The sequence below is a fragment of the Methylophilaceae bacterium genome (assembly GCA_018398995.1).
Lineage (GTDB): Bacteria > Pseudomonadota > Gammaproteobacteria > Burkholderiales > Methylophilaceae.
In genome coordinates, this window is sequence record CP073759.1 from 647,668 (window position 1) to 673,407 (window position 25,740).

Consider the following 25,740-nt stretch of genomic DNA (forward strand, 5'->3'; position numbering starts at 1 on the left):
TTAAACTGGCTCCATGTTGATGGATAGATTTATTAAGACATTTGATACGGCATTACGTACTGTTTTTGCAGAAGCAAAAGCAACGCGCGCACACCCAGACGCCGCAATTGAAGATGATGAAATAACGTCGAATGAAAAACGAAAAGTGATTGGCTTAATGCGCGTCAATCATGTTGGTGAAGTCTGTGCACAAGCTTTGTATAGTGGCCAAGCATTGACCTCACGCAATCCAGAAGTAGTAGCAGCGCTAGAACATGCTGCCAAAGAGGAAACAGACCATCTTGCATGGTGTGAATCTCGAATAAATGCGTTGGGAGGCAGAAAAAGCTTTCTCAACCCACTATGGTACATGGGCAGTTTTACAATAGGCGCTATAGCTGGCGCAATTGGTGATAAATGGAATTTAGGCTTTTTAGCAGAAACCGAGCAACAAGTGAGTGCTCACCTAGCTAGCCACTTAGCACAATTACCTAATCACGATAAAAAAACAAGGGCAATAATTGAGCAAATGCATATTGATGAAATATCTCACGCACAAGAAGCGGTTAATTTAGGCGCAGCTGAACTTCCCGCTTCTATCAAAAAAGTCATGAGAACTTCATCAAAAGTAATGACAACAACTGCGTATTACGTTTAAAGGGTTGAAATGGATAAGTTTAAAGATGTATTACTGGATTTAGACGATGCGGACGATGTGCTTCGCATTGAACTGTATTATGAGGATGGTGAATCGGCAGGCGTTATTCACAATAGACCAGGTAGTGCTGGCTCAGTAAAAGTGTTTAATCACTTATACAAAACGTTTGGAAGCATTAATATTGATGCAGCAGTAGAAGGCTTGTCGTTATACGCAGAGCATACGGCAGATGCGGAAGACAATCCTGGCAAACATCCTAATATTGATCGATTATTTAATGTTATCGAAGACCAAGATCCATTAACAGTAAAGATTATTTATGCCCAAGATAGCTAGTCTGCTAGTCTGCTAGTCTATGCGTAGCTTATGCTGATAGTCGCGCAATAGGCGGATGATAAATAAGCTCGAGCAAATGACCGACCGCATCCAAGCAATAGAACCCACGTGAACCATCCCGGTGGGTTTTAGGCTTCTCTGTTATTCGTACACCTTCCTTAACAAAATAATCGTACCAGTCATCTACGGCTTCTGGTCGATCCAGTACAAACCCAATGTGATCGAGTCGCTGCCTTGCATCAGGCGTGTAATCTACGCGATGCAGCGCAAATACATCACCTTGATTGGTTAAATATACATTATCAGCGTCTGGCTGCCATTCAATCTGCATTCCCATGATGCGGGTATAAAAATCAATTGCAGTTTCCAATTCCTTCACAAACAGTGCAATATGCCGAATCCCAATCATGCCATCAGGCTGAATCATGCTTGAATAACCTCCACTGCTTTAATTTCATAATCATGCGTAATGACTACACTTTTGCTCAGCATAATAGATGCAGAGCAATATTTCTCTGCTGATAAAGACACTGCACGCTGAACTTGTTTATCGTTTAAATCACGCCCAGTCACCACAAAATGGACATGAATCTTGGTAAATACTTTGGGGACATCAGCAGCGCGCTCTGCAGTAATTTCTGCCACGCAATCTGTCACCGCTTGACGAGACTTTTTAAGGATGGTCACAACATCAAATGAGGTACATCCACCCATACCAATTAATAACATCTCCATTGGGCGCATGCCGATGTTACGGCCACCATTTTCAGGTGCGCCATCCATCACAACAGCATGCCCAGTTTCAGATTCACCAATAAAGGCGACATCCTCAATCCATTTAATGCGGACCTGCATTTACTTCACATCCAGTAGTTCAACATCAAATACTAAAGTTGCATTTGGCGGTATCACACCGCCAGCGCCGCGTGCACCATAGCCCATTTCAGATGGAATAATTAATGTACGTTTACCGCCAATTTTCATCCCCGCAAAGCCTTGATCCCAACCCTGAATGACCTGTCCAGCTCCTAAAGCAAACTCAAATGGTTGACCTCTATCCACTGAACTATCAAATTTTTCACCTTTCTTGTCTGGTGCGTTTTCGTCATATAGCCAGCCTGTATAATGGACAGATACCATAAAGCCTGGCTCCGCTTCACGTCCATCACCAACAACGGTATCATTTTTCATTAGTTCAGTTATTGTTTGTGTCATGCCTGTTGTTTCCTTATTGTCATTTGTAAGATGGTTAGACTCTGCCTGGCACGCATTTAATAATGATAACAAGCATGCGGCTAAAATAATTGGTTTTAATTGGTTCATCATGGTCACTCAACGATCATTTAAAAGAAGTCAATATGATACTGCATAATCATTTAAGTTCTAAAGAACCATGCAATCAAGGGCGTTCATATACCCATTTAATCAATGCATCTTGCGCATTTTTACTAGAAGATGCTTTGATGTCGTTCACAATCATCACCACTACATTGCGCCGGTTTTTTGCATCTAATACATAGCCCGCAATAGCACTAACACCATTGATAGAGCCTGTTTTCATATGCGCTCTAGCACTGACTTGCGTGCCTTTTAATCGATTGATTAATGTACCATCCAATGAAAGAATAGGTAAGGATGACAGCAGTTCTGGCATAGTGGGCCCTTGATAAGCATCAATCAACATCTGGCCTAAGTTGTTGACGGCAACACGCTCAACACGAGACAATCCAGAACCGTTTTCTATCACTAGCTTATCGACATTTCTCCCTTTATCCATCAGCCAAGATTTAACCGCCAACATGCCACTTACTTCACTTGCAGGCTGTCCTTGCTGTTCTGCGCCTATTGTTAGCAATAGCTGCTTAGCCATCACATTATTGCTCCATTTATTAATGTCTCGCACCACATTTGCTAAGGGCTGAGAAGCTTGCTCGGCTAATTTAATTACTTGCAATGGCATTTCATTTTGACTTCTCACATTGCCATTAAACGTTCCACCCAGTTCACGCCATAGCTTACGAAACATAAAAAAAGCGTACTGTTCATCATCAAATACACTCAACTCCAAATATTTTTCGCCACATTCAGCAGAAAATCGGCCGGTAAATGTCACTATTGCTTTTGTTTTACTTGCATCTACATCGTAGCGCAAGCGATCACGCCAACTCCCACAACCGCCTTTTATTAATTTCATGTTATTGACAATCTCTACTTCGGGCAATGGCACCTCTTGCGCAATATTAACGGCATCCTTATGCGCCATCAATTTGAAACTCGTATGCCGTCCATTGACTAAAAATGCACTTGGCAAAGCGTTATAAGCGCGCCATATTTCATTATCAAACACTTTATGATTGGCAATACTATTGGCGAAATAACTTTTATCAATTACCAAATCGCCTTCAATTGTTGCAAGGCCTTGCTGACGCAAACGCAACAATAACTGCCTAAAGTCATCCTCTTTAAAACTTGGATCGCCATAGCCCTTAATAATCAGATTGCCATGTAAAACACCATGGTCGATAACGGCATCTCGATACACTTCTGTTTTCCAATGAAATGATGGTTTTAGTATTTCTAGCGCAGCGTAAGTTGTGACCAACTTCATCACCGAGGCTGGATGCATTGGCTGATCACCATTGAGACTAATTATTGGCTTATCATCATCAATGGCTTGCACAAAAATAGCAGTCCCCGATTCAGGTATGCCGGCTTTTTTTAGTGCATTACCAATCTCTACTGGCAAGCCAGCAAAGACCATGTTTGCCCCCAGCATCAAACTAAAAAAAATGACGAGTCTATTCATCATCTTTAATACAAGCCTTGCGCCAGACAAGTCAGTGTCGCTTGCACCATCATATCCATCTCAGCTTCGTTAATGATATAAGGCGGCATCAAGTAAACGGTCTTACCAATAGGTCTTAGTAATAGGCCGTGTTGCAATGCTTGTTGATAGCAAGCTGTTGCAAACGCCGTATGCTTGGTATCGACATCAAATGCCCATATCATACCTTTATTGCGCAAATGCTTAATAGGAAGGTGAGTAAGTGCTTGCATTTTCTGGTTTAATATCGCTGATTTTTGCTGATTAACCCGAATCACATCATCCGTTTCAAAGATTGCCAATGTTGCCAATGCCGCACGACAAGCCAACGGATTACCCGTATAACTATGGCTGTGCAAAAAACCTTTGATAGCACTGTCATCATAAAACGCGGCATATACTTCATCTGTTGTTAGCACCGCCGATAAAGGCAAATAGCCTCCAGTAATGCCTTTTGACAAACAAATAAAATCGGGTGTAATTTGCGCTTGTTCACAGGCAAACATGGTGCCTGTTCGTCCAAAACCGACTGCAATTTCATCCGCAATTAAATGCACATGATATTGATCACAAATCTCACGCGCACGTTTGATATAAATCGCATCATACATACCCATTCCTGCCGCACACTGTATCAGCGGTTCAATAATAAAAGCAGCCAACTCAGCATGATGTTGCGCGACATAGGTTTCTAAAGCCTGCGCGCAACGCAAGGCAAATGCCTCGGCACTTTCGCCAGCTTCCGCTAATCGAGCATCTGGGCTAGGCATCTGGGCCGACTGCATCAACAAAGGTGCATAGGTATCTTTAAAAATAGCCACATCAGTCACACCAAGTGCACCCAATGTTTCGCCGTGATAACTATTTTGCAAACTAATAAATTTATTTTTACTTGCCTTGCCATGATTGCGCCAATAATGAAAGCTCATTTTCAAGGCAATTTCAGTTGCACTTGCGCCATCACTCGCATAAAAAGCATGACCCAAACCAGTTAAATGCGATAACTTTTCTGACAAAGCTACCACGGGTTCGTGGGTAAACCCTGCCAACATCACATGCTCTAAAGCATCGAGCTGTTGTTTAATCGCTTCTTTAATACGAGGATTGTTATGCCCAAACAAATTCACCCACCACGAGCTCACCGCATCCAAGTAGCGCTTGCCTTCCACGTCGATCAACCACATGCCCTCGCCACTGCTAATCGGAATTAACGGCAATTGTTCATGCTGCTTCATTTGCGTGCATGGATGCCAAACTGACTGTAGGCTTCTATTGAGTAAATCTTGATTGGTCATGAGTGAAATTGTGGGTGTTTTTCTAAAATAGTTGCGTTAAAAGAAGCTGTAGATAGATATCCATCAAGAGGCACATCCCGCCATTAACTAAGGTGCAGGATTCATCATGCTTAAATGAATTTGCTCAATCGCATGCAACAAATCATCACTCAGCACGGTTTGATAAGCCGCTATATTGTCTTTGAGTTGTGTCATATTGGTGGCACCAATAATGGTACTACTCACAAACCAACGATGATACACAAAGCTGAGCGCCATTTGTGTTGGCGTTAATCCATTCGCACGTGCTAACTGGGCATAAGCACTGACTGCAGGCGCCACACTCGGCTTAGTATAGCGCTGTGCATAACCACGAAATTGCGTCACACGTCCTTTTGCTTGCGGATTGTCGATATATTTTGCACTCAAATGACCAAATGCCAATGGCGAATAGGCTAGCAGACTAATATTCTCGCGATATAAAATCTCAGTTAATCCAAACTCCATACCGCGGTTTATCAAGTTGTAGCCATTTTGAATGGTCGCAATCCGCGGCAAATGATAGACATCAGCAATACGGCAAAATTCCATTACGCCATAAGGTGTTTCATTAGAAACGCCAATCGCTCGCACTTTGCCCTGTTTGACCATGTCAGCCAAGGTTTCTAATTGGGTCTGAATACTCACCCACGCTTTTTCTGCGCCCGTTTCATCAAACTCAAGTGCGGGATCAAACTGATATTGTCCAAATAATGGCACATTACGCTCAGGCCAATGAATTTGGTATAAATCGAGATAATCAGTCTGTAATCGCTTTAGCGATCCTTCAATCGCAGATCGAATATTGGTTGGTGTTAATGCATCATCGCCATTGCGTATCCAAGATAAATTACGATTACGCCCTGACACTTTACTGCCCAACACAATCTTGTCTCGTGCTTGATTTTTTAACCAATGACCAATCATGGTTTCCGTGCGAGTAAACGTTTCGGCTTTAGGCGGCACGGGGTACATCTCTGCCGTATCGATAAAATTAATGCCTTGTGCCAACGCATAATCAAGCTGTGCATTGGCATCCGTTTGTGTATTTTGATCGCCAAATGTCATGGTGCCTAAACACACTTTTGAGACGGCAATATCGGTATTTCCTAATGTGGTTGTTTCTATCAATTCAAGACCTTCTCATGATTAACGTTTTTCATATCAACTGACTCTTAATGCAGCACCTTAGACATTGATGCCTCATCAATGATCATTGCAGGGACTGCACTGGTGATTTGCCAAGCCGCTTCTTTGGCAGCCATTTGCAACATGCTACAAATAGCCAATATCAACTCTGGTGTTAAATTAAAATTAACCGCGATATCTTCTAAACAAGTCACTTCTAATTGCTTGGCATCATCCGATAAAGTAAAGCTCACCGCCAACAAATTACCTGCAGTACGTGATACTTCACGCGGCGTATATTCGGTTGCAAAATCCATTTTCTTCAATGCCTCTGTCGCCTCAAGCTCTTGCTTAAATTGCGAAATAGCATGCGTCACCCCTGCATTGGCAAAAGACTTAGGTTCTGGCAAATGCGCCTCTTGATTTAAAGCAGCCCATAACTTTCTTGAAAACCGATAAGTAAACCACAACGCAATTTCTGTTTCGTCAGTCAGGCCAACACGAAACAATAAACGATCTTGCCTTTTATCGTAGCTGAAATTCAATTGCTGAATACCAAGTTCTTGCACTTTTTCTACTGATGCATCATCTTCTACCAACGCTTCATACTCCTTAACAAATTTTTTTAATATCGCCTCTTGAAATCACAACAATCGCCCCAAATTAGCAATCTAGCAGTGAGAGTGCTAAACTCTCTCGCATTGCAATTTTTAATTTATATTTAACAGTTTAAGCATAACCCAAGGAGAAATCTAATGAAAATTCGTCCATTGCATGATCGCGTTGTAATTAAACGTTCTGAAGAAGAGCGCACAACCGCATCAGGTATTGTTATTCCAGACTCAGCAACTGAAAAACCAGACCAAGGTACTGTTGTTGCAATTGGTAACGGCAAAAAAGACGACAATGGCAAAGTGATTGCCTTAGACGTTAAAGTTGGCGACAAAGTATTATTCGGCAAATACGCAGGTCAAACAGTAAAAGTAGACGGCGAAGAACTATTAGTGATGACTGAGTCAGACATCATGGCTATCGTCGAATAATTTCGACGGGATATTAAGTCGAATAATTTCGACGAGATTAATAAGTCGAATAATTTCGACAGATGATTAATCGAATAAATTGAATAATTAATGCATTTAGGAGAATTTTAAATGGCAGCAAAAGACGTAAGATTCGGCGATGACGTTCGTCAAAAAATGGTAACTGGTGTCAACGTATTAGCAAACGCAGTGCGTGTTACTCTAGGCCCTAAAGGCCGTAACGTAGTGCTAGAGCGCTCATTTGGCGCGCCAACCATCACTAAAGATGGTGTTTCTGTAGCAAAAGAAATCGAACTACAAGACAAATTTGAAAACATGGGCGCACAAATGGTGAAAGAAGTTGCTTCTAAAACCAATGACATCGCAGGTGACGGTACAACAACAGCAACCGTGTTAGCACAAGCAATTATCCGTGAAGGCATGAAATCTGTTGCAGCGGGCATGAACCCAATGGACTTAAAACGCGGCATCGATAAAGCAGTTGAAGCGGCAATTGAAGAGCTAAAAAAACAATCAAAACCATGTACAACCAGCAAAGAAATCGCACAAGTTGGTTCTATCTCAGCCAACTCAGATGAATCAGTTGGTCAAATCATTGCTGATGCAATGGAAAAAGTCGGTAAAGAAGGTGTCATTACGGTTGAAGATGGTTCTGGTTTAAGCAATGAATTAGACGTGGTTGAAGGTATGCAGTTTGACCGTGGTTACTTATCACCCTACTTCATCAACAATCAAGAGCGTCAAATCGCATTACTAGAAAATCCATACGTGTTATTACACGACAAAAAAATCTCAAACATCCGTGATTTATTACCAACACTAGAGCAAGTGGCTAAAGAAGGCCGTCCACTTTTAATTGTCGCTGAAGATATTGACGGTGAAGCACTAGCGACATTGGTGGTCAACAACATTCGCGGCATCTTGAAAACAGTAGCTGTTAAAGCACCTGGCTTTGGCGATCGTCGTAAAGCCATGTTAGAAGATATTGCTGTGCTTACTGGCGGCACTGTGATTGCAGAAGAAGTTGGCCTCAAACTAGAAGATGTTAAATTAGAAAACTTAGGTTCAGCGAAACGCATTGAAATTGGTAAAGAAAACACCATCATCATTGACGGCGCTGGCCAAGAAGCCAATATCAAATCACGTATTACACAAATCAAAGCAGAAGTTGAAGCATCAAGCAGCGATTACGATCGCGAAAAACTACAAGAGCGCGTGGCTAAATTAGCAGGCGGTGTTGCAGTGATTAAAGTGGGTGCGGCAACAGAAGTAGAAATGAAAGAGAAAAAAGCCCGTGTAGAAGATGCCTTACACGCAACACGCGCAGCAGTAGAAGAAGGTATTGTTGCTGGTGGTGGCGTTGCATTGATTCGCGCACGTGACGCAATCGCTAAAGTAAAAGGCGATAACCTAGAGCAAGAAGCTGGTATTAAAATTGTTCTACGCGCGGTTGAAGAGCCTCTACGCCAAATCGTTGCAAACGCAGGCGCTGAGCCTTCAGTAGTAGTTAGCAACGTAGCAGGCGGCAAAGGCAACTACGGCTACAACGCGGCAAACGAAACATACGGCGACATGCTAGAAATGGGTATCTTAGACCCAACAAAAGTAACACGCTCAGCACTACAAAACGCAGCTTCTATTGCTGGCTTAATGCTAACAACAGACTGCATGATTGCAGAAGCACCAAAAGCAGACGCACCAGCAATGCCTGATATGGGTGGTATGGGCGGAATGGGCGGTATGGGTGGCATGATGTAATTTTTAGCTTCGTATAAGCAGCGATTGCGGCGTTGCATTTTCTTGTCATACTCAATGTATTGTCTACGAAAATGCGCATTGCACTAGCCTCTTATACTTGCTAAAAACTATGCTGACCTAGTATTAAAACAAAACCCGCTTAGGCGGGTTTTGTTTTATCTACCAATTTTTATTGACGATACTTATTCAAAGACTGCAGAAATTAGATTTTAAATTAACCTAAAAACGAATCTATGGTGTTAAGAAGTTTATACATATCAGCCAGCGTAGGGCGGATTGCAACCCGCCGTATGGGCTTTTAACCAACTCACAAAAAATCCCATACGACGCAATACGCTTTGCTGATTGATGCCCTCCAAAATGGTCTATCCGACCACCTATTTTTCTTTTATTTTTTATTCTGTTGCTTAACTTAATTCTCTTCAAAGCCAATAAAGCCGTATCAAATGTTGCCGTGTGCTAGCCACAATGGGTGTTGTGCAGTATAGTAGGCAGGCCTATTTTGGGCGTTTGAACGGATTACATAGAAAGGTGATTATGAATAAGTGGTTAGCTGCTTTATTAGCAGCAGGATTAGGTTTTTCTTTAGTGGCAAATGCGGCGATTGATGAAACAATTCGCGTTAAACAGAGCATTGAAATTAACGCACCCGCAGATAAAGTGTGGGCAACAGTAGGTAATTTTGGTGATGCGAGCTGGTTACCAGGGATTGCTAAAACTGAGCTTACTGAGGGCAAAGCGGATGAAGTGGGGGCAAAGCGCGTACTCACGTTGCAAGACGGTGGAAATGTGCATGAAACACTGACTTCTTTCGATGCCGAAAGTAGGATAATGAAATTTGAAATCACTGAGAGTGTGTTGCCTTTACGTGAGTTTGGTGCAACGATCAAAGTGGAGGCCGCTGGTGATAAAACTGTGGTGACATGGCGCACCATGTTTAAACGCAAAGACCCAGCCAATCCTGGTGCTGAAGGTCAAGATGATGCGGCAGCGAAAGCTACTGTAGAGAGTATTTTGGAATCTGGTTTAACTAACTTAAAAAAAATCTCCGAGTAAGCAAGCAAAACAAAAGGCAACCATTGGGTTGCCTTTTTTAATTTCAGTTGGCATAACGCATGCATTTATTACGCAGTGTGGTTAAAAGCCATTAAGTACTATTTATATTTAAAAAAATGTTTTTTGCGCGTTTCTCTTTCTTGCTCGTATTTTTCTCTTGAAGTTTTTGCTTCAGCTTCTTCTTTTGCTTGCTCTTCAACTTTTTGTTTTGCTTGCGCTACTACTTTTTCTTCTAAATCAATAAAACCGTCTTTATTTACGTCTTTACTTTTAAAGCGTTCTAGCATGGCAGCTTCGTGTGCGGCTTTAAATTCTTCGAAGCTGACTTTTCCGTCATGATTGGTGTCTGCTTGCATCAGATCACCATTTGCTTCTGCAGCAAGTGCAATCATATTGGTGGTGATTAACAATAATCCTAGTGCAGTCAGATGTCTTTTTTTCATATCATTCCTGTCTTAAACTGGTGGTTTAATTAAAATCATACAGTGGCTTTGAGCGAAACTCCATGTCTTTATGCAAAACGATCATTGACAAAAACAGCCAGTGTAGCGCACACTTGTTTGTGATTTATTGCAATAATCATGCCCTATTGGGTGTGTCAAATGTGAATAACCATTATTACTAATCCATTGAGGATACGATGTTGTGTAACCAATCAATTACCTACTCATTAAAAACGATATTTTTAACTGCTCTTGTTTGTGCAAGCCTAATTGCCTGCCAAAAACAAGAGCCTGACCCACCAGTTGCAGTTGTATTCACAAAAGTGACAGGCTTAAAGTCGCCCGAATCGGTTGTACAGGCTAATGATGGTAAGATTTATGTGTCTGAAATTAATGTATTTGGACAAGATGGTGATGGTCAGATTAGCGTGATAGAAAATGGCCAATTAAGGGTATTTGCAGATGGTTTAGATGATCCCAAAGGCTTAGTCATCATTGGCGATTCACTGTATGTTGCAGATAAAACCCAAATTTTAAAAATCCATTTAGCCGATGCAACAAAAAAAGAAATCTTCGTGCCGGCAAGCGCTTTCCCAAAAGTGCCTCAATTTTTGAATGACCTAGAAGCCGACCCACAAGGCAATTTATATGTGTCGGATAGTGGCGATATTATGGGCACAGGCAAAGGTGGTGCGATTTATAAAGTTAATGCTAACGGTGAAGTAGCTGTGTTGGTGGATGGCGCAGACAATCCATTGGTTATCGCACCGAACGGATTACTGGCTGATAATACGGGCAAGTTTTTACTATTTGTCGATTTTACTTCTGGTGTTTTATATACCTTAAATACCGAAACTGCCGAACTTACTGATATTGAAGCAGGCTTTGGTGGTGGTGATGGTCTTGTGCATCACTCCAGCGGTACCATGTATGTGAGTGATTGGAAAAATGGGAAAGTATTTGCTATCAGCATCACTGGTGAGGTAACGACCATAGGCCCACAATACCAAGCCGCCGCTGATATTGCCTTAACCAAAGACGAACGCTATTTAATGGTGCCAGATATGAAGGCTGGTGAATTAGACTTTATTGACTTGATATCTGTTAATTAAGCCCAACTAATCACTAGTATGCTCACTTTAAGGGGCGATTGGTAAGTCGCCAGCAAATTGCAATGCTGCAAGCCTTGCATATAAACCCCCTTTTTTACGTAATTTAGCGGCATCACCTATCTCGACAATCTGTCCATTTTCCATCACAACAATTTTATCGGCTTTTTGTACAGTGGCTAATCGATGGGCAATAATCAAGGTTGTTCTGCCAAGCATGGCTGCATTGAGTCCTGCTTGCACCAGCGTTTCAGATTCTGCATCTAGTGCGCTAGTCGCCTCATCTAATAGTAAAATAGGGGCGTCTTTTAACATGGCGCGTGCAATAGCAATGCGTTGTCTTTGCCCACCGGATAAACGCGTGCCGCGCTCACCTAAAAATGTGTGATAGCCATCTGGCAATTGCGGCACAAATTGCGCCACTTGCGCGGCATGAGCAGCGGCAATAACAGCTTCATCACTTGCCTCTGGCTTGCCGTAGCGAATATTTTCTAGAACATTGGCAGAAAAAATAATCGGGTCTTGCGGCACGATGGCAATGAGACGGCGCAAATCATGCAGACGAATATGATTAATGTTTTGATCATTAATGGTGATAATGCCAGTTTGCGCATCATAGAAGCGTAACAATAATTGAAACAGGGTGGTTTTACCTGCGCCGGATGGTCCAACAAAAGCCACGGTTTCGCCTGCTTTAATGGCCAAATTCACGTTGTTTAATGCTGGTGTTAATGGCCTTGATGGATAGTGAAATTGCACATTATTAAACTGGATATTGGCTTCCGTTTCACTGGCCAATGCCAATGGCTTATCCGTCTCGATAATCACTGTTTCTGTATGCAGTAACTCGAGCAATCGTTCTGTAGCGCCAGCAGCACGCATAATATCGCCCCATACTTGCGCGATTGTGCTCACGCTACCTGCAACCATGGCGGCATATAAAACAAACGAAGCTAACTCACCCCCAGTCATAACCCCTTGACTGACTTGTCGCGCACCCAGCCATAACACAAAAATAATAGTGCCCATCACGGCGGTAATAATCACAGCGGTTAATAATGCCCGTACTTTGACACGCCTAATGGCAGTGATAAAGCTTAGCTGCGCGCTGTTGGCAAAACGATGCGTTTCACGTTTCTCTTGGGTATACGATTGTACGGTTGGCATGGCATTTAAAATTTCACCTGCCATGGCGGAGCTATCGGCAATGCGGTCTTGCGATTCGCGTGATAGTTTTTTGACTGAACGACCGATTAATACGATGGGGAATATCAGGCAAACCATCAAACCAATATTAATTGAAAATAAGTAAAAACTGGTCACTGCCAGCATAACCATACCACCAGCAAATTGAAATAGGCTACGCAAACCCATGGATGCAGAGCTACCGACCACTGTTTGAATCAGCGTGGTATCTCCCGTTAGTCGAGAAAGCACTTCGCCTGTTTGTAAGGTTTCAAAAAACTGTGGTGATTGCTTCAGCACACTGGCATATACTGCACTACGCAAATCGACTGTTACACGCTCTCCTATCCATGAAACCATGTAGTAGCGTGAAGCCACCATCAGCGCCCAAAAAGCGGCCAACCCAAATAGTATGCCAAACTTGGTATCAATATTCACTGTTGGTGTTGTGCCTTGACTGCTGCCAAAACCGACATCAATCAAATCACGAAAGGCCAATGGTACTAGCAATAAAGCCACTGAAGCCAGACTTAATAATACAAAGGCAATTGCCATTTGTAAGCGATATGGTTTTAAAAATGGCCATAAGTCTTTTAAGGAGACGATGCGTTTTGATGATGGTATTTGTTTGTTGATTGGTGTGTTGTTTTTTGTCATGGCGTGCGTTTTCTACAGTTAGCTTTGTATGACCTGATGGGTTTAATAAAGTGCAGTCTCATCTTCACATAGCGCATACAAATTACGGTGAAAGGACTAAAATACTGCACATGCAATTACACTATCAAAGCGTTGGTCAAGGCCAGCCACTTATTTTACTACACGGCTTATTTGGTTCTGCCGACAATTGGGGTGTTGTTGCTAAACATTTTTCAACATACTACCAAGTGATTAGCGTAGATTTGCGCAATCATGGTAGATCGCCCCACCATGACAGACAAGACTATACGCTTATGGCAGAGGATCTGCTTGAACTATGTGATGCACTCAATTTAGATGCTACCCTGTTACTAGGCCATTCAATGGGCGGAAAAGTAGCGATGCAGTTTGCTGCGCAATATCCTAAGCGCGTTGATCAACTGGTTATTGTTGATATGGCCATACGCAGCTATGCCGATGTGCAAACCTATCTCATTGATGCCATGATGGCAGTTGATCTCTCAGTGATGCGCCATCGCCGCGATGTTGATCAAGCACTCAGCAGCACCATTGACAATCCAAGAGTGCGCCAATTTTTATTAATGAATCTTATCAATCACAATGGCAATTTGGCATGGCGGATTCATTTATCGGCGTTAAAAGCCAACTATCCTGCAATTCGCCAAGCACTAAATCTACCAATACCGTTTGACAAACCAAGTCTATTTATCCGAGGTGAACGTAGTGATTATGTGCAAGATAAAGATGTTGAGCAGATTAAAATCCATTTTACACAATCACAATTTGTTAGTTTGCCAACCGGGCATTGGGTACATGCTGAACAACCACAGGCATTTATCGAAACAGTGGCAGAATTTCTGCATCAACCAGACGATTCACCTATCTAGCACACATGGCTAGCAACACACTTGCTTATTGACGCTTTTGTGCTTCAACGAACATAATGCTCACTTTTCAACTGAGACAATACTGCCATGCCAACTGAAAAGCTAGGTCAACTTCACCCCTCATGGCAAGCAGTTATTGGGCAAGCGTTTAATCAAACCTATATGCAAAACTTAGGTGCTTTTTTAAAGCAAGAAAAAGCAGCTGGTAAAATCATTTACCCGCCTAGTGAATTGATTTTTAACGCGTTTAATCACACACCGTTTGAATCGGTACGCGTGGTGATTATTGGACAAGACCCATATCATGGACAAGATAATGGCAGGCCACAAGCACATGGCTTGAGTTTTTCTGTACCTGATGGCATAAAACCACCGCCGTCTTTGATGAATATTTTTAAAGAAATAACGGCCGATCTTGGTATTGGCATGAGTGGTAAAGGTGATTTATCGCCGTGGGCTGCACAAGGCGTTTTATTATTAAATGCAACATTAACTGTGGAACAGTCTATTGCAGGCTCGCATCAACATCGTGGCTGGGAAACATTTACCGATGCGGCAATTGCAGCATTAAACACGCAACGCAATAATCTTGTCTTTGTGCTATGGGGAAGTTATGCGCAGAAAAAAGGCAAGGCGATTGATAGTACTAGGCATTTGGTATTGCAGTCTGTTCATCCCTCACCTTTATCAGCCCATCGTGGTTTTTTTGGTAATCACCAATTTTCGCAAATCAACCAATACTTGCAACAACATGGGCAAGCGCCAATCGATTGGCAACTATAGTAAGAATGCCGTGATGGCATATAATGCACACAATAGATACTGTATTATCAATCTGTATTTTATCAATCAGCGAAGGAACGCCGCATGTATTGTCAACGAATCATGATGATTGCACTGCTATCATTCATCAGTAATCTTGCTTATGCCAATAGTGAAGTGTGTTACCAAACTTCACCCAGCCTAGCGACATTAGGTAATGCCTATTATGATTTAGAAAACACCAGCGTATTGTCTGACCCCGAAAAAAACAGAATCAACGCTTTCTTTAGCAAGTTGGTCGGCAAATGGAGAGGTCATGCGAGCGCAATAGAATGTAGAGGCCCAGATAGAGCGCCGCAAAGGATCGTTCACGATGCAACATTGGATGCCAATGTGCATATCAACAACCAGATAGGCTTATCGATGCAAGCGAACAAACAATTGATTAAAGCGCGTGTCAGAAAATCGGAGTCACTTTTATTACTGGGTAACAGCCCTGTATTCGACCTTGCATTTGTTGACGATAATCACCTAACGTTTTCAGAAAAATACAGAAGAATCAACCAGCCAACTCCGCAACCAGACCCTAAGACAAAAAATAACACTTTAAACTCGACGCAAACAATCGCGCGTGCAACAAGGTTTAGCCGCATGACCGAAACGATTTATCACGTAATCTTGCAGAATCACGCACTGATTGTTTCAAGATCTTATTACAGTAATGGTGTTTATGCTGGGGAAGATTTGTGGACACTATCCAGACAGTAATAGGCTAGATCGTAAACACTGAATGCATGAAGCAGATCCACTAACCATATTGCAGCGACTGTGATTGATTGTCGTTACCGCCATCAAATAATGCATAAATCCCGCCTTGCTAATGTATTGATTACTTTTTTAAAACTTGGGCTCACCGCATTTGGTGGACCTATTGCACATATCGCTTATTTCCGCAAAGAGCTGATTGAAAAACAACAATGGACCAATGAGCATCAATTCAGTCAGTTACTGGCAATTTGTCAGTTTTTGCCGGGTCCTGCTAGCAGTCAATTAGGATTTGCACTTGGCTTTATTCGTGCAGGATGGCCAGGGGCATTGGCTGCTTTTATTGCCTTTACTTTACCGTCTGCTTTGTTGCTTGTTGGCTTTGCTTCACTGTTGCCGCTGCTGTCTAACGCACTTGGCGTGGCCTTAATTCACAGCTTAAAATTAGTCGCTGTTGTTGTGGTTGCAGATGCCGTATGGGCAATGGCGAAAAAACTGTGCCCCGATCACACCCGTCGTATCATTGCATTAGTAGCGGCTATTGCGCTACTGATCATACAAGTTGCTTGGGCACACATGCTTGTGATTATCATTGGTGCTGTGATTGGCCTGTTGCTATGCCGTCCAACACCCTCAAGCAATGCCATGCCGTTACTCAATATCAACAAACGTTTTGCATGGCTGTTATTCAGTCTATTTATTGTGCTGTTGCTCGCTTCATTGATACCCAATCACGAACCAGGATTCATTGCGGTTGGTCAAGCCTTTTATCAAGCTGGCGCTCTTGTCTTTGGTGGTGGACATGTTGTATTGCCGTTATTAGAACAGGCTGTTGTCGATACAGGCTGGATTAGCAATGCGCACTTTCTGGCTGGATACGGTGCATCACAGGCCATTCCAGGCCCCATGTTTGCTTTTTCAGCCTACTTAGGTGCCATTATCCCAGACAGTCACAGTATCAATTTTGGCAGTGCATTACTTGCTTTGCTGTGTATGTTTTTGCCAGGCCTTCTATTGATTAGCGCTGCATTACCGCTATGGCAATCAGTATCAGCCAATCCTTTAGCCACCAAGGCAATTAGTGGCATTAACGCTGTCGTTGTCGGTATTTTAGCGGCAGCATTGATTCATCCAATTGCCATTTCCAGCATTGTCTCAACTATCGATTTCATCATTAGTGGCATTGCTCTTTTCTTGCTAGCCAAATGGCGATTATCTCCATTACTAGTCGTTATTGGGACGGTGTTGGCTTCTGTGACAATGCACTTTATTTAATCAAATGATAGACAAAAAAAACCCCAACCAAGGGGCCGGCTGGGGTTAAGTGCCTTTTTTGGAAGGCTTCCGCTCAGGGAGGAAAAAAGCGGAACGGTAACAAAACACAAACATTTTATTACCATGCAAAATAGGACTAAGCATCATTAATGAAGTTCATCCCATGTGCGCAATTTTTTGTAACCAATTGTAAATCCCAACGTACACAACGATTGATTAAGTTTGATTTATCACCAGCGAATGTGTGCGGCTTGTCAAATACGATCGTGTATATGCAGATTAAACGGTTGATGCATTACCCACACCCAATACAATTACCACGATAGATAACCCCTCACATACAAGCACCCTAAAGGCTGCCTCCACTGTGGTAAACACTAAGCTAAACACTACAGCATTAACTCAGTTCAGGCGCTATAATAACGCCATGGATATTCCGAATATAGCTAGCGACCCCCTACTGTCTGGGTTAAACAATAAACAGCTCGAGGCTGTAACATTACCGCACCAATCGTCTTTAATTTTAGCTGGCGCGGGTAGTGGTAAAACACGTGTGCTCACGACGCGTATTGCATGGCTGATTCAAACTGGCCAAATTTCACCCATGGGATTAATGGCGGTCACGTTTACCAATAAAGCCGCTAAAGAAATGCTGACGCGCTTAACCACAATGATGCCAATTAATACACGAGGCATGTGGGTCGGCACATTTCATGGTTTGTGTAATCGTTTATTACGCGCCCATCATCGTGAAGCAGGCTTACCAAGCACCTTCCAAATTTTAGATACAGCGGATCAATTATCCAGCATCAAACGGCTGCTTAAGCTGATGAATGTGGATGATGAAAAGTTTGTGCCCAAGCAAGTGCAAGGCTATATCAACTCATGCAAAGAGGAAGGTTTGCGTGCTGATAAAGTCGATGCTTATGATGCGCACTCACAACGTTTAAGAGAGATTTATGCTGAGTATGATAAGCAATGTAACCGTGAAGGTGTCGCTGATTTTTCAGAGCTATTATTACGTTGTTATGAATTATTAGAACGTGACGCGCATATCCGTAACCATTACCAAAATCGTTTTAAATATATTTTGGTTGATGAGTTTCAAGACACTAACCGCTTGCAATATTTATGGTTGAAGTTGTTGGCCGGTAAAGAAAACTGCCTGTTTGCTGTTGGCGATGATGATCAATCTATCTATGGTTTTCGTGGTGCGCGTGTTGGCAATATGCAAGATTTTGAAAAAGATTTTAATGTCAAAAATATTGTTAAATTAGAAGAAAACTACCGTTCACATAGCAATATTTTAGACGCGGCGAATGCGATTATTTCGCATAATAAAAATCGCCTAGGTAAAAACTTATGGACATCTGCCGGCAAAGGCGAGCCAGTGCGCATTTACGAAGCTTACAACGATACTGACGAAGCAGCATTTATTGTCGATGAAATAAAAATGCTACATGCAGAAGGTATTAACTTAAGCGCAATGGCATTGCTGTATCGTAGCAATGCACAATCACGTATTTTGGAGCATGCATTATTTTCAGCCAATTTGCCTTATCGTGTGTATGGCGGTTTGCGCTTTTTTGAGCGTGCTGAAATTAAACATGCATTGGCTTATATGCGGCTAATGGCCAATGCTAATGACGATACGGCGCTGTTGCGCGTGATTAATTTTCCTGCCCGCGGTATTGGTACGCGTAGTCTAGAGCAGTTACAAGAAATCGCGCGTCAACAAGACTGTAGCTTATGGGCCGCGGCTTGCCAAGCGACTGGGAAAATTGCTGATTTTGTCCATTTAATTCGTGTAATGACTGATCAAGCTTATGGCGTTACCTTGGCAGAAGTAGCAGAATTAGTCACGACCATGTCTGGCTTAAAAGCACATTACGAAAATACCAAAGATAGTGAAGACCGCATTGCTAACTTGGAAGAACTTGTCACAGCAGCCGTTGCTTTTACCAACCAAGATTTTGGTAACCACAACAATGTCGATGGTGAAACTGAACAAGATTTGTTAACACAATTTTTAAGTCACGCCAGCTTAGAAGCGGGCGAACATCAAGCAGAAGTTGGCCATGATGCGCTTCAATTAATGACGGTACACGCAGCTAAAGGCTTAGAGTTTAGAACGGTATTTATTAGCGGTTTAGAAGAAGGTCTGTGTCCGCATGAACAAAGCCTGTATGAACACAACGGCTTGGAAGAAGAGCGTCGATTAATGTATGTGGCCGTTACGCGTGCAAGACAACGTTTATATTTGAGTTATGCGCAAAGCCGCATGTTGCACGGTAAAGTACGTTATGGCATTGCTTCTCGATTTTTAGATGAAATTCCAGAAGAGCTGATTAAGCGACTCAATAGCAAGCCAGCGGCTACATTATCCAACTACAACTATCAAGAAATGCCGCATGTGATGACAGGACATAAAAGCCAAGAACAAAAGAATGCCATGCCCTGGAAAGTTGGACAAAGCGTTGCACATGCTAAATTTGGTAATGGCGTAGTGGTGAGTTATGAAGGTGCTGCCAATGATATGCGGGTGCAAGTGAATTTTAGCCATCACGGCCTAAAATGGCTTGCTCTAGAATTTGCCAAATTGACTGCCATTTAAGTGTGGCCTAACTAAACACCCGCCTTAAGCATAGTTTTAAAGCCTTGAGGCTTAAGCAATAGGTGCGGCACGAAAAATATCGCGGTAGCTCACATATTGAAAAGCCAACGTTAGGGCAATGCTTACCAATGTCACCCCAAATATTAAAACAGTCATTAACGATTGTGCAAAAGCAAGATGAATAAACGCAAATAAACCAGATAATATACTTGCCGCTAGCATGAATAACATGATGCCAGCTGTCAATAATAGCCACCCAGCTATCAGTGCCACTAGGTATTGCAACGATCCTGCGATACTCGACTTTAATGACTTGATTACACTGTAATGATTGAACGCAATTAGCATGGGCGCAAACCAAGTTGCCATCATCAATGGAATAAAAAGCAAAATAAGTTTCACAAAAATAGGCGTCATCTTTTGCATGGCCAACACCATTTCCTGTTCGCTCATTTGCTGTTGGTTATTCATGACTGCTATGAGTGTTTGCATGTCTGTATTTAATAGCATACTCACCACCATAAAATAGCCAAGATTCACCAAACCTAATGCCAATAATCTTCTTATTTTCGGCTGAATTAATTGCATCATCAGTGAAAAATGCTCTTGCTTTTGATACTCTGCATTGCGATACATACGGATGGCAATGGCGATAAAAATAGGCCAAATCAAAATCGTGACAAATGCGAATAGCTGTACACCAGGAAAAGAAGGAATCAATATAAAAATACCAAGGTAAGCAAGTGCCAATAGTAGCCACTGTCTCGGCGCTAGTTTGAAAAGTGCAATACTCTCAGTCATCCAGCTAATACCTGTTTTAGTTCGTGATGCTAATATTGCCATGTTTAGTTCAACCTATAACGCACTTGGCGTTGCTCGTTTTAACAAAATGTTCTTAAAGTAATTTGGGTCTTTTGCATGGGTCAACTCTCCTTCTGCAGGAAAGTATAAATCATGCAATCTAGATAACCAAAACCGTACTGCCGCGATACATAACAATCCTTGCCAAGCTTGCTGTTCAAGCTCATTAAAAGGTCGCACTTCTGTATAAGCCTGCATAAAAGCATTCAAACGTGGCTCATCAAATTCACCCGTATCAGTTAAACACCAATCATTGACTGCAATCGCCACATCATAAGCCAGCACATCATGACAGGCATAATAAAAATCAATAAACCCACCCAATGCCGCCCCGTCAAACAACACATTATCACGGAACAAATCGCCATGGATGACGCCTTTTGGTAAACTCGTCAGATCCAAGTTTTCTTGAAAAACAAGGGCTTGCTTTAGCAAGGACTGATCGTCCGCTGATAATTGACTCATGACTTTTTGCGCGGTGTTTGCACGCCAAACGGCATCTCTTTGATTGTGCGATATTTGTTGGAATGTTGCTCCTGCCACATGCATTTTTGCCAATACTCGGCCAACTTGTGCGCACTGAAGCTCATCTGGGCTATCGACATCACTGCCCTTCAGACAGCTCACCAACAGCGCTGGCTTGTCTTTAATCAAATGTAATGCAACCCCATTGTTATCAGCGATTGGCGCAGGGCAAGGAATATCATGTGCTGCCAAATGCGTCATGAGTGCAACAAAATAAGGTAGATCACGCATGCTGCTTGCTTCAAATATCGTTAACACATAACGCGATGTTTCGGTGATTACAAAATAATTGGTATTGGTAATACCTGCTGCGATACCTTTGAGTGCAGTAATCTCCCCTATAGAAAAATTCTGCAAATACGCTTGCACTTCTTCAAGTGTTAAGGTGGTAAAAACTGACATAAAGCTTACTTAATGGTTAAAAAGGCCCAGTGACGAAACCAGCCCATATTGATTAAAATTAGAATCTAAAAAGCGTCCATTTAGGCACAGCCAAAGGCGGGTTAGGCCCAACATTGACCCAATCACTTTGCTGATCTTCTTTATACAGATAATAGGGAACGCCGTGAGCGGGGGTCACTTTCATCATATAGAGCTCGCCATGAATACGATACTCTTGAATCGTTTTTCCACCCTCTTTACGGATAGTGACTTCTGGCGCATCTTCTAAAGGCTCGCCCTCTTTTACCTTAGGCGGTGGTTCGACTTGCTCTAACATTTCTGCGTCAGCTGGCGTTGCGGCAAAAAGCAGTTGAGGCATCAAGCAAAGTAATGCGGTTCCTAACAAGCTTAACAATAATTTTTTATGCATCTCAAACCACCTATTCACAATTTACATTATGCTTTCATTCTAACAAAAAGCACGATTAGATTCGTTAATTCATTACAAATTAAGCTGATTTTTCTTGTCTTCTGCGGTTAATTGAAATCCTCTGGATTCGTAATATTTAAATATAGCCGCAACAACTGCTTCGGGTTCATCAATCACTTGAATCAAATCCATGTCGTTTGGGGATGCCATCCCTTCAGCAATCAAGGTATTTTTTAACCAATCTAATAATCCTGCCCAAAAAGCTGAGCAAACCAAAATAATGGGAATTTTATGCGATTTGCCTGTTTGCACCAGCGTCAAGGCCTCCATCAACTCATCCAAGGTACCAAATCCACCTGGCATGACCACATAAGCCGATGCATATTTAACAAACATGACCTTACGCATAAAAAACGTTTTAAAAGTAATGCCAATATCTTGATAACCATTACCCGATTGCTCAAATGGCAATTCGATATTTAAACCTACACTGGGTCCGACACCAGCAAATGCTCCTTTATTAGCAGCTTCCATAATCCCAGGCCCGCCGCCAGAGATAACGGTAAAACCTGAATCTGATAACAAACGAGCCACTCTTTCAGTCAGCTTGTAATATGGATGGTCAGATTTTATTCGCGCACTACCAAAAATTGAAACAGCGGGCATCACTCTTTTTAATGTTTCAGTTGCTCTTACATATTCAGACACAATTTCAAATGCATGCCAAGATTCATTACCCTCAGCATCGCCATGCAATAGCTCTGGTGTTGTCATTTGTGGTAACTTATTCGTTGCCATTTTATTTCCTTTTTTATTCGCCCTGTTTGGTTAATGTAGCAATGATATTACATAAAGCAGGGTGACATATGGGAAAATACCACATAAAACAAATCGGAAAACCAGAGATTTTGATATGAAAACCTTATTACTTGTTGATGGCTCGTCTTATTTATATCGCGCCTTTCATGCGATGCCAGACTTGCGTAATGCGGCTAACGAACCCACTGGCGCTATTCATGGTGTATTGAATATGTTGCGCCGTTTGCATAAAGATTATCCAGCCGATTATTGTGCTTGTGTATTTGATGCCAAAGGCAAAACCTTCCGTGACGATATTTATCCTGAATATAAAGCCAATCGAGCGCCGATGCCCGATGATTTATGTCCACAAATAGAACCATTGCACGAAGCGATTGTTGCGCTTGGTTGGCCGCTGATTATGATAGAAGGCGTGGAGGCAGATGATGTGATAGGCGCGCTGGCTAAACAAGCCGAAAGCGAAGGCATCAGAACCATTATTTCAACGGGGGATAAAGATATTGCACAATTGGTGAATGATCACATTACCGTGGTCAATACCATGCGCGATGCATTTAGAAGAACCGATGATGTGTTAGATATTGCTGGCGTAGAAAAGAAATTTGGCATTCCACCCAGCTTAATCATTGATTATTTAACCTTGATTGGCGATAAAGTGGATAACGTGCCAGGCGTAGAAAAAGTCGGCCCTAAAACAGCCGTTAAATGGCTACAAGAATATGGCTCTTTAGATGGCATTATTAAAAATGCAGACAATATCACTGGCAAAGTGGGTGAGCATTTACGTGCAGCTTTAACGTGGTTGCCAACCGCTAAAGCACTAATTACCATCCGTTGTGATATCGGTATGCAAGAGAATTTAACCGACCTTGCACCGCGCGCATTAAACAAAGCCAAACTAATCACCTTATTTGATCGTTTTGAATTGCGAAGCTGGAAACGCGATTTAGAAAAAATGGATGAAAATGGCATTGTGCCAACAGGCATTAGCCAAGCGCCTGTATCACAAGCGACTTATGAAGCCAAACAAATCACAACCGATTTATTTGCCGCATCTGTTAATACAGCGCGCGAATATACTACCATCCTCACTACTGCTGATTTAGATCTTTGGCTAGACAAAATAAGCAAAGCCGAGCTGATTTGCTTTGATACCGAAACCACGAGTTTACAGCCGATGCAAGCGCAAATTGTCGGCATGTCGTTTAGTGTAGAGGCCGGCAAAGCCGCATATTTACCATTGACGCATGATTACTTCGACGCGCCTTCACAACTACCGTTTAAAGAAACATTGTCCAAAGTAAAACCGATTCTAGAAAACCCTGCCATTAAAAAAGTAGGGCAAAATTTAAAATATGACAAACATATTCTGGCAAACCATGACATTGTTTTAAACGGCATCGCTCACGATACCTTGTTGCAATCGTATGTATTAGAAAGTCATCGCACCCACAATATGGATGACCTTGCCATGCGCCATCTTGGCTTAACAACCATTCACTTTGAAGATGTGGCTGGCAAAGGCGCAAAGCAAGTGAAGTTTAATGAAGTGACGGTTGAAACGGCAAGCGAATATGCGGCAGAAGATGCGGATATCACCTTGCAAATTCACCAAACGTTAATGCCGCATATTGCCCAAGATGACAAACTCAACTTTATTTATAGCAATATCGAAATGCCCTCCATGGAGATTTTATACACCATTGAGAGAAATGGTGTGTTGATTGATGCCAACATGCTGAATAAGCAAAGCCATGAGCTTGGCCTGCGTTTAGTTGAGCTAGAAAACAAGGCTTATGAACTGGCTGGGCAACAATTTAACTTAGGCTCACCCAAACAATTACAAGAAATTTTGTTTGATAAATTAGGCATTAAACCGCTTAAAAAAACCCCCAGTGGCGCACCAAGTACGGATGAAGATGTGCTACAAGAGTTGGCTTTAGATTATCCATTACCAAAAGTGTTATTAGAGTATCGTGGGCTAGCTAAACTGAAATCAACCTATACCGACAAACTGCCAAAAATGATTAACCCGCATACCGGTCGTGTGCACACCAGTTACAACCAAGCTGTGGCAATTACCGGCCGACTCGCCAGCTCCGACCCTAACTTGCAAAATATTCCCGTCCGAACAGCCGAAGGTCGGCGCATTCGTGAAGCGTTTATTGCACCAGCAGGCTCACAGATTGTCTCTGCCGATTACTCACAAATTGAGCTACGCATCATGGCGCATTTATCTAAAGATGAAGGCATGCTCAAAGCCTTTGCCAATAATGAAGACATCCACCGCGCCACCGCCGCCGAAGTGTTTGGCATAGAAAAAGACCATGTCGATAGTGAGCAACGCCGTTTTGCCAAAGTCATTAACTTCGGTTTGATTTATGGCATGAGCGCCTTCGGCTTAGCCCAAAACCTCAACATCGAACGCAGCGCCGCCCAAAACTATATTGAACGCTACTTTGCCCGCTACCCAGGCGTGCGCCAATATATGGATGACACGCGCGAACTGGCTAAACAAAAAGGCTATGTAGAAACCTACTTTGGCCGACGATTATGGGTACCAGAAATCAACAGTCCAAACGGTAACCGTCGCGCAGGCGCAGAACGTGCTGCGATTAATGCGCCGATGCAAGGCACCGCCGCAGATTTGATTAAACTCGCTATGATTGCTGTGCAAAATTGGCTTGTTAGTGAGCGCTTACAATCAAAATTGATTATGCAGGTACATGATGAATTGGTATTGGAAGTGCCTGATAATGAGTTGGAATTGGTGAAGCAAAAGCTTCCTGAGTTGATGCAGAATGTCGCTAAGTTGGATGTGCCGTTGTTGGCGGAGGTTGGAGTTAGTGGGAATTGGGAAGGGGCGCATTAAAATCTCTCAACACAAGAGCGCATTAGGTATAAAATAATTCATCGAATAAGCAAGCCTACA

The 25,740-nt window shown here is 42.5% G+C and carries 25 protein-coding genes; 12 read left to right on the top strand and 13 right to left on the bottom strand.

The window, feature by feature from the left end; all coding sequences use genetic code 11:
* Nucleotides 1-13 precede the first annotated feature (13 nt).
* Together coq7 and KFB94_03315 are read left to right on the top strand one after the other, a co-directional pair.
* Complete coding sequence (gene coq7 / locus KFB94_03310; GenBank protein QVL46144.1) at nucleotides 14-637, top strand: 2-polyprenyl-3-methyl-6-methoxy-1,4-benzoquinone monooxygenase; 624 nt, start codon at nucleotides 14-16, stop codon at nucleotides 635-637.
* A 9-nt stretch (nucleotides 638-646) separates the two neighbouring features.
* Nucleotides 647-973 carry a DUF2322 family protein gene (locus KFB94_03315; protein QVL46145.1) on the top strand — a complete coding sequence of 109 codons (327 nt, stop codon included), beginning with the start codon at nucleotides 647-649 and terminating at the stop codon, nucleotides 971-973.
* Between the two features lie 28 nt (nucleotides 974-1,001).
* Here KFB94_03315 and KFB94_03320 read toward each other — a convergent pair whose 3' ends face one another.
* From KFB94_03320 to KFB94_03350, 7 genes are all read right to left on the bottom strand, one after another.
* A complete protein-coding gene (locus tag KFB94_03320) occupies nucleotides 1,002-1,400 on the bottom strand; it encodes a VOC family protein (GenBank protein QVL46146.1) in 399 nt (132 codons plus the stop codon).
* Entirely contained in the window at nucleotides 1,397-1,828 is a 432-nt protein-coding gene (locus KFB94_03325; protein QVL46147.1) for an OsmC family protein, read from the bottom strand. Before KFB94_03325 ends, KFB94_03320 begins: the two co-directional genes overlap by 4 nt.
* Complete coding sequence (locus tag KFB94_03330) at nucleotides 1,829-2,188, bottom strand: FKBP-type peptidyl-prolyl cis-trans isomerase (GenBank protein QVL46148.1); 360 nt, start codon at nucleotides 2,186-2,188, stop codon at nucleotides 1,829-1,831.
* A 184-nt stretch (nucleotides 2,189-2,372) separates the two neighbouring features.
* Nucleotides 2,373-3,779, bottom strand: a complete 1,407-nt coding sequence (gene dacB, locus KFB94_03335) for a D-alanyl-D-alanine carboxypeptidase/D-alanyl-D-alanine-endopeptidase (protein ID QVL46555.1) — start codon at nucleotides 3,777-3,779, stop codon at nucleotides 2,373-2,375.
* A 5-nt stretch (nucleotides 3,780-3,784) separates the two neighbouring features.
* Nucleotides 3,785-5,092, bottom strand: coding sequence for an adenosylmethionine--8-amino-7-oxononanoate transaminase (locus KFB94_03340; protein ID QVL46149.1), 1,308 nt, complete (start codon nucleotides 5,090-5,092; stop codon nucleotides 3,785-3,787).
* Between the two features lie 87 nt (nucleotides 5,093-5,179).
* Nucleotides 5,180-6,238 (bottom strand): aldo/keto reductase, encoded by a 1,059-nt coding sequence (locus KFB94_03345; protein QVL46556.1) that lies wholly within the window; start codon nucleotides 6,236-6,238, stop codon nucleotides 5,180-5,182.
* 47 nt (nucleotides 6,239-6,285) lie between these two features.
* Entirely contained in the window at nucleotides 6,286-6,837 is a 552-nt protein-coding gene (locus KFB94_03350) for a hypothetical protein (protein QVL46150.1), read from the bottom strand.
* Nucleotides 6,838-6,993: 156 nt separating this feature from the next.
* Between KFB94_03350 and groES the strand changes: the two genes are divergently transcribed.
* From groES to KFB94_03365, 3 genes are all read left to right on the top strand, one after another.
* Nucleotides 6,994-7,281, top strand: a complete 288-nt coding sequence (gene groES / locus KFB94_03355) for a co-chaperone GroES (GenBank protein QVL46151.1) — start codon at nucleotides 6,994-6,996, stop codon at nucleotides 7,279-7,281.
* Between the two features lie 111 nt (nucleotides 7,282-7,392).
* Nucleotides 7,393-9,039, top strand: a complete 1,647-nt coding sequence (gene groL / locus KFB94_03360; GenBank protein QVL46152.1) for a chaperonin GroEL — start codon at nucleotides 7,393-7,395, stop codon at nucleotides 9,037-9,039.
* A gap of 537 nt (nucleotides 9,040-9,576) precedes the next feature.
* Entirely contained in the window at nucleotides 9,577-10,095 is a 519-nt protein-coding gene (locus tag KFB94_03365) for an SRPBCC family protein (protein ID QVL46153.1), read from the top strand.
* 98 nt (nucleotides 10,096-10,193) lie between these two features.
* Here the strand turns inward: KFB94_03365 and KFB94_03370 are convergent, their stop codons facing one another.
* Nucleotides 10,194-10,538: a hypothetical protein gene (locus KFB94_03370; GenBank protein ID QVL46154.1), complete on the bottom strand. Its 345-nt coding sequence runs from the start codon at nucleotides 10,536-10,538 to the stop codon at nucleotides 10,194-10,196.
* A 197-nt stretch (nucleotides 10,539-10,735) separates the two neighbouring features.
* Here KFB94_03370 and KFB94_03375 point away from each other — a divergent pair, with 197 nt between their 5' ends.
* Entirely contained in the window at nucleotides 10,736-11,650 is a 915-nt protein-coding gene (locus KFB94_03375) for an SMP-30/gluconolactonase/LRE family protein (GenBank protein QVL46155.1), read from the top strand.
* A 27-nt stretch (nucleotides 11,651-11,677) separates the two neighbouring features.
* On the opposite strand, the gene KFB94_03380 is transcribed toward KFB94_03375, so the two are convergent.
* A complete protein-coding gene (locus KFB94_03380) occupies nucleotides 11,678-13,489 on the bottom strand; it encodes an ATP-binding cassette domain-containing protein (protein QVL46156.1) in 1,812 nt (603 codons plus the stop codon).
* A 110-nt stretch (nucleotides 13,490-13,599) separates the two neighbouring features.
* On the opposite strand from KFB94_03380, the gene KFB94_03385 reads away from it, so the two are divergent.
* The 5 genes from KFB94_03385 (at nucleotide 13,600) to KFB94_03405 (ending at nucleotide 19,792) form a co-directional block, all read left to right on the top strand.
* Complete coding sequence (locus KFB94_03385; protein QVL46157.1) at nucleotides 13,600-14,376, top strand: alpha/beta fold hydrolase; 777 nt, start codon at nucleotides 13,600-13,602, stop codon at nucleotides 14,374-14,376.
* 87 nt (nucleotides 14,377-14,463) lie between these two features.
* A complete protein-coding gene (ung, locus tag KFB94_03390; GenBank protein QVL46158.1) occupies nucleotides 14,464-15,159 on the top strand; it encodes a uracil-DNA glycosylase in 696 nt (231 codons plus the stop codon).
* Between the two features lie 84 nt (nucleotides 15,160-15,243).
* Nucleotides 15,244-15,906: a hypothetical protein gene (locus KFB94_03395; GenBank protein QVL46159.1), complete on the top strand. Its 663-nt coding sequence runs from the start codon at nucleotides 15,244-15,246 to the stop codon at nucleotides 15,904-15,906.
* 90 nt (nucleotides 15,907-15,996) lie between these two features.
* Entirely contained in the window at nucleotides 15,997-17,178 is a 1,182-nt protein-coding gene (chrA, locus tag KFB94_03400) for a chromate efflux transporter (GenBank protein QVL46160.1), read from the top strand.
* Nucleotides 17,179-17,605: 427 nt separating this feature from the next.
* Nucleotides 17,606-19,792 (top strand): UvrD-helicase domain-containing protein, encoded by a 2,187-nt coding sequence (locus KFB94_03405; GenBank protein ID QVL46161.1) that lies wholly within the window; start codon nucleotides 17,606-17,608, stop codon nucleotides 19,790-19,792.
* Between the two features lie 51 nt (nucleotides 19,793-19,843).
* Here the strand turns inward: KFB94_03405 and KFB94_03410 are convergent, their stop codons facing one another.
* From KFB94_03410 to KFB94_03425, 4 genes are all read right to left on the bottom strand, one after another.
* Nucleotides 19,844-20,635: a hypothetical protein gene (locus tag KFB94_03410; GenBank protein QVL46162.1), complete on the bottom strand. Its 792-nt coding sequence runs from the start codon at nucleotides 20,633-20,635 to the stop codon at nucleotides 19,844-19,846.
* 12 nt (nucleotides 20,636-20,647) lie between these two features.
* On the bottom strand, nucleotides 20,648-21,580 hold the full coding sequence (locus KFB94_03415; GenBank protein ID QVL46163.1) for a homoserine kinase: 933 nt from the start codon (nucleotides 21,578-21,580) through the stop codon (nucleotides 20,648-20,650).
* Between the two features lie 58 nt (nucleotides 21,581-21,638).
* On the bottom strand, nucleotides 21,639-21,989 hold the full coding sequence (locus tag KFB94_03420) for a DUF2782 domain-containing protein (GenBank protein ID QVL46164.1): 351 nt from the start codon (nucleotides 21,987-21,989) through the stop codon (nucleotides 21,639-21,641).
* Nucleotides 21,990-22,061: 72 nt separating this feature from the next.
* Entirely contained in the window at nucleotides 22,062-22,787 is a 726-nt protein-coding gene (locus KFB94_03425) for a TIGR00730 family Rossman fold protein (protein ID QVL46165.1), read from the bottom strand.
* A 115-nt stretch (nucleotides 22,788-22,902) separates the two neighbouring features.
* Between KFB94_03425 and polA the strand changes: the two genes are divergently transcribed.
* Nucleotides 22,903-25,680: a DNA polymerase I gene (polA, locus tag KFB94_03430; protein ID QVL46166.1), complete on the top strand. Its 2,778-nt coding sequence runs from the start codon at nucleotides 22,903-22,905 to the stop codon at nucleotides 25,678-25,680.
* Nucleotides 25,681-25,740 lie beyond the last annotated feature (60 nt).